Genomic DNA, 11,752 nt, shown 5'->3' on the forward strand with positions numbered 1-11,752 from the left:
AGCCGCGCCCGCAGCGACGGCTTCGAAGCGGTCGCTTTCCCGCTCATCGGCGCGGGACTCGCGGGCGGATCGTGGACGATCATTTCGCAGATGATCGAGGCGGAGGCGCAGGCTTTCGAGCCGGTGGTCTACCTGTTCGACGGGAGACGGCCCGAGTCCTGACCGCGGCCCCGACGGGCCCGGCTTGGACGCGTCGATCCGACGTGACGACGGCCGGCGCCCATCTCGGAATGGGCACCGGCGCGCGGATCAGGAGGCCGCCGAGACCGGCCGGCCCTCGCGGGCGTCCTCCGCGTCCTTGCCGCTCCCCTTGCCGCTTCCCTTGCGCAGGAGGCTGACCAGGGCCGCCGCCACGGCCACGGCCAGGATCACGAGCTGGGTGCCGAGCGCCTCCCAGCTGCCGTTGCTCAGGCCCCAGTCGGAGACGAAGGCGGGCATGCCCTCGGTGGTGAAGGGGATCAGCGCCTGCTCCTGAAGCTCCTGGAAGGCCTCGCCGACCATCCGCAGGCCCATGAAGAACAGGAAGGCCGAGGTCACGATGAACATCGGGCGCAGCGGCAGGCGCAGCGCCAGCCACTGCATCGCCACGAACATCGCCACCAGCGCCAGCGCCGCCGCGGCGAGGCCGCTCAGGAGCGAGGCGTCGAAGCCGTTGGCGGTCTTGGCCAGGGCGTGGACGAACAGGATCGTCTCGGCGCCCTCGCGGAACACCGCGAGGAAGGCGATGCCGGCCAGCGACAGCACCGTGCCCGCCCCGAGGGCCCGCTCGGCGAGCCGGTTGAGGTCGGCCTGCCACGCCTTCGGGTCCTGGCGGACGAACATCCAGCCGCTCATGTAGAACAGCAGCACCGCGGCCGCGAGCATCACCGCGGCCTCGAACAGGTCGCTGTGGTTGCCGTCGTAGTAGGTCGCGAACACCCACGCCATGACCACGCTGGCGGCGACGGCGGCGAGCGCACCCGCATAGACCGGCGCGATCCGCTCCGCCGCATTCGCGCGGCGAAGGAAGGCGGCGAGCGCCGCGATCACCAGCAGTGCTTCCAGTCCCTCGCGGAACAGGATGATGAAAGCCTGCACGAACGTCGATCCGTCCGTCATCCGATTGCTCCCGTTTCGATCCGCGGAACGCACGTCCCGGCGGATTGTCTTCCTCGACGGCGGTGCGGCCCCTTGCAGCACCGCGAATACTTGTCACGAAACAATAATATTCTGATGCAACTCGTAGATTAGAAACGTTCCTAACAAGAACAGCGGTCCAGTTCCGGGCGACGAAGCGCCGATGTTTCGCTGGTCGTGGCAGTACTACTCTTTGCACCGTCTTCGCAAGCATCACGGCGGGTCGGCGAGAACGCGCCGTAGCGCCGCAGGCCGCCACGCCGATGGCCGACAAATTTTCGCCGTTTTCCGGACGGCGGCGCGAAACCGAACGGCCACGTTGGGGATTGTTGATGCACGATGCGGCGGCGCCTGCGAGGCGGGCCACCGGCCGCCCCAGCTGAACCGTTGAAGCGCGCCCGCTGCGGCGCGCGGGCAGGAAACCATGATCGCGCACCCCACCGCCGCGGCCGCCTTCGCCGGCCTCGTCCTGATCGGCTTGTCCGCGGCGCCGAGCCTCGCCGCTCCGGGCACCGGCCGCAGCACGACCCAGGTCGCGGAGGCCACGCAAGTCTCCCAGCAAGTCTCCCAGACCGCCACGGTCTCGGACAGCGAGGAGGACAGCGCCAACTGCAACAAGCAGCGCCGCCGCCTGTGGATCGAGGGAGAGGGCTGGATCGTCCGTCGCGTCACGATCTGCCGCTGAGCGCGCTCGGGCACCGAGACGGCACCCGTCTCAGCATTCTGCATCGGCTGGCGGGAGGAGGCCGGGTGGAACGAGCATGGCGGGTGCCGAATTCGTTTCAGGACTCGCGCACGCCTCGGACTGCGCCACCGGAGAAGCCTCGATCCATGCGCCCTGTTCTCGCCCGCGCCGCCGGCCTCGCCGCCCTGCTGGTTCTCGGCGCCTCCGGTGCCGCCGCCGACCCTTACGGCTACGGCTACGGATACGGCTATGGGGAGGCCGGCTATCGCTTCGCCGGCCCGGCGGTCGAGGGCGCCTATCTCGGCGCGCCCTTCACGCGGCTTCCCAGCACGAGCCGGATCGTGCCGCCGGCCTGGGGCTACGGCACCTACGGCGTTCCCACCGTCGCCGGCATCCGCGACGCACCCGCCGCGCGCCCGACGCTCACCGTGATCGAGCGGCAGAGCTCCGTCGGCGGCCGCCCCGCGGTCCGGCGAACGGGAGCGCGCGTCCTCTCGAAGGACTCCAAGGGCAACTGGACCGATCCGAGCCCGCGCTCCGAGAGCGAGGGAGGGGGCGCCCAGGTCGTCTCGGTCCGGGTGCCAGCCCGCGCCCGATAGGCTCGATCCGGCGATGCTCCGGAGCGTGATGCGGAAAAGCTGGGATCCGGCTTTTTCGAAAACATCATGCGACAACGAGGAACAGGTGCATGCTGCTGGTTTCATGAAACGGCGAAAAGGCTCCAGCCCCTTGTTTTTCCAACGTCTTTTCATACAAGCCGGCGACCGCTTCCCAGGATGACGCTCTAGACGAGCCCTTAACTTGTCTTGCGCACAATCTCCCTCGTTCAGCGGGGGCTAGAGCCGTGCACATCGTCATCGTGGATTCGAGCCGTGTCGTCCTACGGATCGTGGCCGGCATGCTCGAACCGCGGGGACACGTGGTGACGCAGTTCACCGACTCGGCCGAGGCCCTGGCCTACGTCACCGACACCCCGAAGGTCCGCGCCCTCATCACCAGCCTGGAAGTCCGACCCCTGAGCGGGCTCGAGCTGTGCTGGTCGGCCCGCCTGCTGGCCGAGTCGAGCCGTCCGCTCTCGATCATCGCCATGTCCTCGGCCCGCAACGCCCGCAACCTCGCCGAGGCGCTGGACAGCGGCGCCGACGACTTCATCGACAAGCCGCCGGGCGCCGAGGAGCTGCAGGCGCGCCTGCGGGCCGCCGAGCGCCTCACCACGCTTCAGGGCGACCTGATCCGGCTCGCCGAGACCGATCCGCTCACCGGCCTGCTCAACCGCCGCGCCTTCCTCAACCGCACGCGGGACGCCGCCCAGAAGACCGGCTCGTTCGGGCATCTCTGCGCCGTCCTCCTCGACATCGACCATTTCAAGCGCATCAACGACGAGCATGGGCACGATGTCGGCGACGCGGCGATCAAGGCGGTGGCCGGGTTGATCGAGGCGGAGGGAATCGCCGGACGGCTCGGCGGCGAGGAATTCGCGGTGGTGCTCGCCGGGCACCGGCTCGCCGAGGCCGAGGCCCTGGCCTCCCGCCTGCGCCTCAAGGCCTCCGACCTGCGCATCCGCTCGCCCAAGGGCCCGGTGCGCCTCACCTGCAGCTTCGGCGTCAGCGAGTGGTCCGAGGGTGAAACCATCGACGGCCTGCTGAAGCGGGCGGACATCGCCCTGTACGAGGCCAAGACGACGGGGCGCAATCGCGTGGTCTCGGCGATGACCGACCTCGTCCTCGCCCGGACGGCCTGACCGGCGCCGGCCGCGCCGCAACGGGACACGGCCCCGTTTCCGGCCGCCTCCCCCGCCTGCGACCGTCCCGAAGCGGGACGGCCCCGGTCCGGCGGCGCCGCGCGGGGACGTTTCGGCGCCGGAATCGCCCCTAAGCCGCTGGAACGACTCTTGTTCTTCTCCCTCCGCACAGGCCGCACCGTTCTGCGGCGGGACGAGAGGGGAGCGGCATGAGTCAAGCCGTCAGTCACACCGCCGGCCACCTTGCGAGCCGGGCGATCGAGCTGTTGATCGTCGACGAGGCGGCCGGGCTCGATGCCCGGATGCGGGCCGAGCTGGAACACGCGCCGGCCCTGCGCACCATCGGCGAGGACGACCTCGTCCGGGGCGGTCCGGTGCCGGCGGTGGCGCTGGTCCCGGTGGACGGCGCGCGCACCGAGGCCGGCTGCGCCCGGATCGCCGGCTTGCGGGAGGGGCGGCCCTGGCTGCGGGTGCTGGCCGTGTTCCGGAGCCTCGACGCGCCGGCGATGAACCGGCTGATCGCGGCCGGCGCCGACGCCTTCGTCGGCGCGGGCACTCCGGCGGAGGAGGTCTGCGCCAGCGTGCTCGCCCTCGCCAAGGGCGTCTCGCCCGCCACCCCCTGTTCCGCGGCCGAGGATCTGGCCATCGGCCTCACGCCCCGCGAGGCGGAGGTTCTGCGCTTCCTCAGCGCCGGCTTCAGCAACAAGGAGGTCGCCCGCCGTCTCTCGCTCAGCGTGCGCACGGTCGAGACCCACCGGCTGAACCTGCGCCGCAAGACGCAGACCGGCCGCCTCAAGGATCTCGTCACGCTCGCCCGCCAGCTCGGCCTCGCCCCGGTGATCGACACCGAGACGCCGCGCAGCCCGGCCCGCCACGCGCCCCTCGCCGCCCGGGCCTGAGAGAGATCGGCCGGCACCGGTCGATTCACGCGGGCGCGGCCGTCCGCGCCGCGTCAGATGGACCGCGGCTCCAGCCGCTCGTCGACCGCCGAGAGCGGCCGCTTGGGCTTGCGGCCGACATCCTCGCCCGGCACCGCGGGCTCGAACGGCTCCGGACCTTTGCGCAGGAGCTTGGCCAGGTAGTAGCTGCCGAAGCCGAAGATGATCGCGTAGGCGACGATGAAGGCGATGAGCGAGGTCGTCACCGCCTGGGCGGTCAGGGGCGAATGCGCGTCGGCGGTCTTGAGCAGGCCGTAGACGATGTAGGGCTGGCGCCCGATCTCGGCGGTGAACCAGCCGAAGATCACCGCGCCGAAGCCCGAGGGCGTCATCAGCATGGCGCAGGTGAGGAAGGTGCGGTTCGTGAACAGCGTCCCCGTCCGCCGCAGCCACAGGCTCCACAGGCTGAGGCCCAGCATGGCCATGCCGATCGCGACCATGATGCGGAACGAATAGAAGACCGGCCAGACCGGCGGGCGCTTGTCGGGCGTGACGTCCTTGAGGCCCGGCACCACGCCGGAAAAGTCGTGGGTGAGGATGAAGGAGCCGAGCTTCGGGATGCCGATCTCGAAGTCGTTGCGCTCGGCCTCCATGTTCGGGATCGCGAACAGCAGCAGCGGCATGTTGGCCTGACGGTCCCAGTTCGCCTCGATCGCGGCGAGCTTGGTCGGCTGAAGCTTCAGCACGGCGAGGCCATGGGCGTCGCCGACGAAGATCTGGATCGGCGTGAAGATCACCGCGAACCACATCGCCATGGAGAGCGAGACCCGGGCGCCGGCGACCTTCTCCGGCGGCTCCTTGCGGGCGCGCAGGATCATCCAGGCCGCCATGCCCGCCACCGCGAAGGCGGTGGTGAGGAAGCAGCCCAGCACCATGTGCGCGTAGCGGATCGGGAAGCTCGGATTGAAGATCACCTGCCACCAGTCGGTGGCGACCGCCCGCCCGTTCTCGATGACGAAGCCCGCGGGCGTCTGCATCCAGGAATTGGCCGAGAGGATCCAGAAGGCGGAGATCAGCGTGCCGAGGGAGACCATGCAGGTCGAGACGAAGTGCAGCCGGTCGCCGACCCGGTCCCAGCCGAACAGCATGATCCCGAGGAAGCCCGCCTCCAGGAAGAAGGCGGTGATGACCTCGTACTGGATCAACGGCCCGAGCACGTTGCCGGTGAAGTCGGAATAGACGGACCAGTTCGTGCCGAGCTGGTAGCTCATCACGATGCCGGAGACGACGCCGAGGCCGAAGGAGACCGCGAAGGCCTTCACCCAGAAGCGGTAGAGCACCCGGTACATCGGGTTGCGCGTCCACAGCCACTGCGCCTCCAGCCGCACGAGGAACGCGGCGAGGCCGATGGTGAAGGCCGGGAAGATGATGTGGAAGGCCATCGTGAAGCCGAACTGGATGCGCGAGAGCATCAGGGCATCGAGTTCCATGGCTTCACCTTCCTGACCGTGGGGCCTGGCCGCGGGACGACGGTTCGCGCGCAGCGGAGGGCCGCGCGCGGCATGGCGGGCGGCAGCGGATGCTCCGTCAACCGGATTACCGTGCCGCGGTTCTCCACGCTCTGCAATTGCATCGGTTGATCTTGCCGGAAGGAACGGCTGCCGATCGCGGCCTCCGCCGCCGGCGCCTGCGAAACAGGAGAAGATCGGAGCCGGTCGCGAGGCCGGCATCGGCGGCGAAACCCGCGCCCCGACCGTCCGTGTCGGCGATGTCAGGCATCGGCGGCGCAAAACGTCGCATTTTATATCTATGTTAATCTCGCCACGGGAACTTTGGCCCACACGCAGACCGGGTCATCGCCATGGCGGCACCAGCAACGGCTCCTTCCCTGTTCCATCGCGAGGCACCGCAGCCGCCGGAGGACGGGCCGGCGACGATCGCCGACTTGACCCGCGAAGTCGGCCGCATCGCCCAGGACCGGGTCGGGCGCATCCGGCAGATCACCGCCCAGGCCAAGATGCTGGCCCTCAACGCCCTGATCGAGGCCGCCCGCGCCGGCGAGCACGGGCGCGGCTTCTCGGTGGTGGCGCAGGAGGTGCGCGGCATCGGCGCCGCGATCGAGGCCCTGGCGCAGGAGCTGGAGACGGGGCTGACGACGCGGATCGCCGAGCTGCAGCAGGGCGTCGATGCGATGACCGAGAGGGCGCAGGGCGAGCGCTTGGTCGATCTCTCCCTCAACGCCATCGAGCTGATCGACCGCAACCTCTACGAGCGGACCTGCGACGTGCGCTGGTGGGCCACCGACGCCGCCGTGGTCGCCTGCGCCGCCCGGCCGGACGGGGACGGCGCGGCCGGTGCGGCCGACCACGCGTCGCAGCGGCTCGGCGTGATCCTGTCGGCCTACACCGTCTACCTCGATCTCTGGCTGTGCGGCCGCGACGGGACCGTCCTCGCCAACGGCCGGCCGGACCGCTACCCGAACCTGCGCGGGCGCAGCGTCGCGGGCGAGCCCTGGTTCCGGGACGCGATCCGCCTGCGCAGCGGCGACGACTACGTCCCCGGCGAGGTCCGGCGCGAGGCGCAGCTCGGCGGCGCGCAGGTCGCGACCTACGCCGCCGGGATCTACGAGCGGGCCGGCGCCTCGGCCTGCGGCGTCCTCGCCATCCACTTCGACTGGGAATCCCAGGCCAAGGCCATCGTCGAGGGCGTGCGGATCGCGCAGGACGACCGGGCGCGCACCCGCGTGGTCCTCGTCGACGCGCAGCGCCGCATCCTCGCCGCCTCCGACGGCAAGGGCATCCTCTCCGAGACCCTCGCCGCGGACCTGAACGGACGGGAGAGCGGGATCGTCCGCGACTCCCGGAGCGGCACGGTCACGGCCTTTCACCGGACGCCGGGCTACGAGACCTATCGTGGGCTGGGCTGGTACGGCGCCATCGTCCAGGGCGGGGCCTGACCGGGTCTGGGACGCGGCTCACGCCGCCCGGCGGCCGCCGGAGCTGCGCTTCGGGCCGGATCCCTTCGCCTTGCGCCCCCCGGTCTGGCGCGGCGGCTCGATCGTCGCCGTGCCCTCGGGATCGGCCCCGGCGGCCTTCGCCGCCCGCTCCAGCCGGCCCCGCAGCAGGCTCAGCACCGCCGCCTCCTCCGGGCGCAGCGTGTCGAGGCCGTTCTTCAACTCGCCCTCGACCGCCTCCTTCACCTGCAGCAGCATCCCGCCCTCGAGGTAGCAGTCGAGGATCTGCGGGTGGATGTAGCACTTGCGGCAGATGGTCGGCGTGTTGCCGAGCCGCCCGGCGACCGATTCGATCGCCGCGCGCAGGTTCTTCTTGGCCTTGGCGGCGCTGTCGAACGACTCGAACTCCCGCAGCGCCAGGGCCGCCAGCACGGTGCCGGCCCAGGTGCGGAAATCCTTCGCCGTGAAATCCTCGCCGGTGATCTCGCGCAGGTAGGCGTTCACGTCCGAGGAGGTGACGTCGCGCCGCTCGCCCTCCTCGTCGAGGTACTGGAACAGCTCCTGGCCGGGCAGGTCCTGGCAGGCCTTGACGATCTTGGCGACCCGCCGGTCGCGCATCGAGACCGACCATTCCTTGCCGCTCTTGCCCTTGAAGCGGAAGCGCATCTCGGAGCCGGCGATCTTCACGTGCGGGTCGCGCAGGGTGGTGAGGCCGTAGCTCTTGTTGGAGCGGGCGTAATCGTCGTTGCCGACGCGGATCAGCGTGGTCTCCAGGAGGTGGACCACGGTGGCGAGCACCTTTTCCCGCGGCAGGCCGCGCTTGCCCATGTCGGCGTCGATCCGCTGGCGGATGCCCGGCAGCGCCTCGGCGAAGGCCATGATGCGGTGGAACTTCGAAGCCTCCCGCGCCTCGCGGAAGCGGGGATGGTAGCGGTACTGCTTGCGCCCCTTCTCGTCGCGCCCGGTCGCCTGGATGTGGCCGTTCGGGTGCGGGCAGATCCAGACATCCGTGTAGGCCGGCGGGATCGCGAGGCTTTTCAGCCGGGCGATCTCCTCCGGATCGCGGACCGCCGCGCCCTTCGGATCGATGTAGCGGAAGCCCTTGCCGTTGCGCTTGCGCCGCAGGCCGGGCTTGGAATCGTCCACGTAGCGCAGGCCCGCATCCCGCGCGGCCTCGCGGGGATCGACCACGCCGGCTCCGACCTCGTCCGACAGCATGCCTGACTCCCTTTTCCGTGGGCGACAACCGGAAGGAAGCCGGCGCTGTTCCGGAACCGGGGCCGTGCTATGGCGATGCCGATGAGCGCCTCCGCCGCCCCACCCGCGAAAAAGACCCTCGTCTTCGTCGTCACCGAGGACTGGTTCTTCGCCTCGCACTTCCTGCCGATGGCCCGCGCCGCCCTCGCGATGGGGCTCTCGGTCGCGGTGGTGACGCGGGTGCGCGCGCACCGCGCCGCGATCGAGGCGGCCGGCATCCGCGTCGTGCCCCTGGAAGCGGAACGCTCCAGCCTGAACCCGATGGCGGCGGGCTACGCGGCGGGCCAGCTCTCCGGGATCCTGAAGGCGCTGAACGCCGACATCGTCCACTGCATCGCCCTGCGCGGCATCCTCGTCGGCGGCACCGCGGCGGCGATGGCCGGCATCCCGCGCCGCGTCTTCGCCCTGACCGGCCTCGGGCTGCTCGGCGCCCGCGCGGACGCGACCGGGCGGCTGTCGCGCCTCGCCCTGAAGGGGCTGATCCGCGGTCCGCTGGCGAGCGGGCAGACCCGCTTCCTGTTCGAGAACCCGGACGACGCCCGCGCGCTCGGCCTCGACCCGTCCGACACCGCCGTGACCCTGGTCGGCGGCGCGGGCGTCGATCCCGACGCCTTCGCGCCCCGCCCCCTGCCGCCGTCCGCACCGCTCAAGGTCGCCATCGTCGCACGGATGCTGTGGTCCAAGGGCATCGACGTCGCGGTCGAGGCGGTGCGGCAGGCCCGCGCCGGCGGGGCCGCGGTGGAGCTCTCGCTCTACGGCGCGCCCGACCCCTCGAACCGCCGGGCGATCCCCGAGGCGACCCTGCGGGACTGGTCGCGCGACGGCGTCGCGTGGCACGGTCCGACCCAGGATGTGGCCGGCGCGTTCGCCGCCCACCATGTCGGCGCCCTGCCCTCCCGCGGCGGCGAGGGTCTTCCGCGCACGCTGCTCGAGGCGGCGGCGTGCGGCCGGGCGATCCTCACCAGCGACGTGCCGGGCTGCCGCGACCTCGTGCGCGACGGGATCGAGGGCCTGCTCGTGCCGCCGGGCGACGCCGCCGCGCTCGCCGCCGCGCTGACGCGGCTCGCCGCCGACCCGGCGCTCGTCGCCCGGATGGGCGCGGCGGCGCGGACGCGCATCCTCGACGGCGGCTACACGGAAGCCGCCGTCGCCGGGACGGTGGCCGGGCTCTACGCGGAGCTGCTGCGATAAGCATCGTCCCGAAAGCGAATAGGATCGACCGGGACAGGGAGCTTTCGCGATGACCGAGCCCGCCGCCCCCCGCAGCATCGATCAACTCGTCGTCCGCGACGATCCCGCCTGGCCGCTCGTCCTCTCCTGGGCCTCCGACCCCGAGGCCAATCCGAGCCGCATCCTGCCGCCCGATCCGCAGCATCGCGACCCGGCTCTGCTGCGGCTTCAGGTCACCACGCGCTCGCCGCTCGGCGCGATCGTGCACGAGAGCGGCGGGATCGCGCTGCACGGCGGCTGGCTGCGCCTGCTCGGCTCGGGCCGGCCGGCGGAGACCGGGGACGGCGCCCGCTCCCTCGTGCGCTGGAACGAGGACGCCGGCGCCTTCGCGGACCCCGAAGCACCGCCCGCCTTCCTCCTCGTGGCCGACGACATCCTCGGCGGCTTCTTCGCCCTCAACGGAGGGCGGTTCGGACCGGACGGGCTCGGGCAGGTCTTCTACCTGGCACCGGACGGGCTCGCATGGGAGCCGCTCGAACTGAGCCATACCGACTTCGTGCACTGGTGCTTCTTCGGCGACACCCGCGCCTTCTACGCCGACCTGTCCGGGCTCTACGGCTGGGAGGAGCGTCCCTACCCCGGCTTCGATCAGGCGTTTTCCTTCTATCCCTTGCCCTGGTCCGCGGAGGCCGGCGGCGGGGTCAGCCGCCGGGCCGTCCCGATCGACGAGCTCTGGCGCCTCAAATCCGAGCTTGCGAGCTGATCCGGATCATGCCCCCCATGCTCCTCCTCATCCGGCCGAACCCGTGATCCCCGCCCGCGACCCCGTCCGCTTCATCCGCGAGCACACGGCCCTACGCCCGGTGCCGCACACGCCCGAGATCGTGCTGCAGGTCGCCGACGAGGCGACCGCCCTGTGGCAGAAGACCGAGGAGGAGCTGGAGGCGATCGGCCTGCCGCCGCCGTTCTGGGCCTTCGCCTGGGCCGGGGGACAGGCGCTCGCCCGCTACATCCTCGATCATCCCGAGACGGTGGCGGGGCGGCGGGTGGTCGATTTCGCCTCGGGCTCGGGCCTCGTCGCCATCGCCGCGGCCAAAGCCGGCGCGGCCCACGTCACCGCGAGCGACCTCGACCCCTTCGCGCTGCACGCGATCCCGCTCAACGCCGCGGCCAACGGCTTGGCCGAGCGCATCACCGCCGACGGCACCGACCTGATCGGCACCGATGCGCCTTGCGTGCTCGCCGCCGACATCTTCTACGAGCGCGACCTCGCCGCCGCGGTCGGCGGCTGGCTCGGCGACCTGCACCGGCGCGGGCGCACGGTGCTGATCGGCGATCCCGGCCGCTCCTACCTGCCCCGCGAGCGGCTGGTTCCGGTCGCGACCTACGAAGTGCCCGTCACGCGGGCGCTGGAGGATGCCGAGATCAAGCGATCCTCGGTCTGGCGCTTCGCCTGAGGGGGCACCGCGGCCGGCCTCCCTTGCCGCCCTGGCCCGGATCGCGCATCCGCCCGTGAGCCCTGCCCTCCTTGCCCGGTCCGAAAAGAATGCTCGACAGGTTGCCCCATGCCGGCGCGAGCCTCGCCCTGCTGCTCGCGGTGGCGTGGCTGTTCTCGGTGAACCGGCGGGCGGTCCAGCCGCGGGTGGTGCTGGCCGCCCTGGCGCTGCAGGTCGGGATCGGCGCCCTCATGCTGTTCGTGCCCGCCGGGCAGAAGGCGCTCGGGGCGGTGGCGGATGTCGTCACCGTCGTGCTCTCCTTCGGCGACCGGGGCACCGCCTTCCTGTTCGGCGGCCTCGTCGAGCCGCGGATGTTCGAGCTGTTCGGCGGCTCGGGCTTCATCCTGGCCCTGCGGGTCCTGCCGCAGATCCTCTACGTCTCGGCGCTGATCGGCGTGCTCTACCATCTCGGCGCGATGCAGGCCGGCGCCGAGGAACCGCGCCAGCGCCTGCATC

The 11,752-nt window shown here is 71.3% G+C and carries 12 protein-coding genes; 9 read left to right on the forward strand and 3 right to left on the reverse strand.

The features are described from left to right. Positions 1-249: 249 nt before the first annotated feature. The gene (locus MFF42_RS05120) at positions 250-1,098 is read right to left on the reverse strand and encodes an FTR1 family protein (RefSeq protein WP_238254799.1); all 849 of its coding nucleotides are present in this window, start codon (positions 1,096-1,098) and stop codon (positions 250-252) included. A 442-nt stretch (positions 1,099-1,540) separates the two neighbouring features. Here MFF42_RS05120 and MFF42_RS05125 point away from each other — a divergent pair, with 442 nt between their 5' ends. The 4 genes from MFF42_RS05125 to MFF42_RS05140 all read left to right on the forward strand — a co-directional run bounded on the left by MFF42_RS05125 (position 1,541) and on the right by MFF42_RS05140 (position 4,441). Further along, positions 1,541-1,801 carry a hypothetical protein gene (locus MFF42_RS05125; RefSeq protein WP_238254800.1) on the forward strand — a complete coding sequence of 87 codons (261 nt, stop codon included), beginning with the start codon at positions 1,541-1,543 and terminating at the stop codon, positions 1,799-1,801. Between the two features lie 146 nt (positions 1,802-1,947). After that, positions 1,948-2,400: a hypothetical protein gene (locus tag MFF42_RS05130; RefSeq protein WP_238254801.1), complete on the forward strand. Its 453-nt coding sequence runs from the start codon at positions 1,948-1,950 to the stop codon at positions 2,398-2,400. A 245-nt stretch (positions 2,401-2,645) separates the two neighbouring features. Beyond that, the gene (locus MFF42_RS05135) at positions 2,646-3,542 is read left to right on the forward strand and encodes a GGDEF domain-containing response regulator (protein WP_238254802.1); all 897 of its coding nucleotides are present in this window, start codon (positions 2,646-2,648) and stop codon (positions 3,540-3,542) included. A gap of 209 nt (positions 3,543-3,751) precedes the next feature. Beyond that, a complete protein-coding gene (locus MFF42_RS05140) occupies positions 3,752-4,441 on the forward strand; it encodes a LuxR C-terminal-related transcriptional regulator (RefSeq protein WP_238254803.1) in 690 nt (229 codons plus the stop codon). A gap of 53 nt (positions 4,442-4,494) precedes the next feature. On the opposite strand, the gene MFF42_RS05145 is transcribed toward MFF42_RS05140, so the two are convergent. Further along, on the reverse strand, positions 4,495-5,910 hold the full coding sequence (locus MFF42_RS05145) for a cytochrome ubiquinol oxidase subunit I (protein ID WP_238254804.1): 1,416 nt from the start codon (positions 5,908-5,910) through the stop codon (positions 4,495-4,497). A 371-nt stretch (positions 5,911-6,281) separates the two neighbouring features. Between MFF42_RS05145 and MFF42_RS05150 the strand changes: the two genes are divergently transcribed. Further along, positions 6,282-7,376, forward strand: a complete 1,095-nt coding sequence (locus MFF42_RS05150; protein WP_283206856.1) for a methyl-accepting chemotaxis protein — start codon at positions 6,282-6,284, stop codon at positions 7,374-7,376. An 18-nt stretch (positions 7,377-7,394) separates the two neighbouring features. On the opposite strand, the gene MFF42_RS05155 is transcribed toward MFF42_RS05150, so the two are convergent. Beyond that, on the reverse strand, positions 7,395-8,591 hold the full coding sequence (locus MFF42_RS05155; RefSeq protein ID WP_238254805.1) for a DNA topoisomerase IB: 1,197 nt from the start codon (positions 8,589-8,591) through the stop codon (positions 7,395-7,397). A gap of 81 nt (positions 8,592-8,672) precedes the next feature. Between MFF42_RS05155 and MFF42_RS05160 the strand changes: the two genes are divergently transcribed. The 4 genes from MFF42_RS05160 to MFF42_RS05175 all read left to right on the forward strand — a co-directional run. After that, on the forward strand, positions 8,673-9,821 hold the full coding sequence (locus MFF42_RS05160) for a glycosyltransferase family 4 protein (protein WP_238254806.1): 1,149 nt from the start codon (positions 8,673-8,675) through the stop codon (positions 9,819-9,821). Between the two features lie 49 nt (positions 9,822-9,870). Continuing rightward, positions 9,871-10,563: a DUF2625 family protein gene (locus MFF42_RS05165; protein ID WP_238254807.1), complete on the forward strand. Its 693-nt coding sequence runs from the start codon at positions 9,871-9,873 to the stop codon at positions 10,561-10,563. Between the two features lie 43 nt (positions 10,564-10,606). After that, positions 10,607-11,257: a class I SAM-dependent methyltransferase gene (locus MFF42_RS05170; protein WP_238254808.1), complete on the forward strand. Its 651-nt coding sequence runs from the start codon at positions 10,607-10,609 to the stop codon at positions 11,255-11,257. A gap of 89 nt (positions 11,258-11,346) precedes the next feature. Then, positions 11,347-11,752 (forward strand): Na+ dependent nucleoside transporter N-terminal domain-containing protein (locus MFF42_RS05175; RefSeq protein ID WP_283206857.1); only part of this gene is annotated, 406 nt, incomplete at its 3' end.

The sequence above is a fragment of the Methylorubrum podarium genome, assembly GCF_022179745.1.
Taxonomy (GTDB): Bacteria; Pseudomonadota; Alphaproteobacteria; order Rhizobiales; family Beijerinckiaceae; genus Methylobacterium; species Methylobacterium podarium.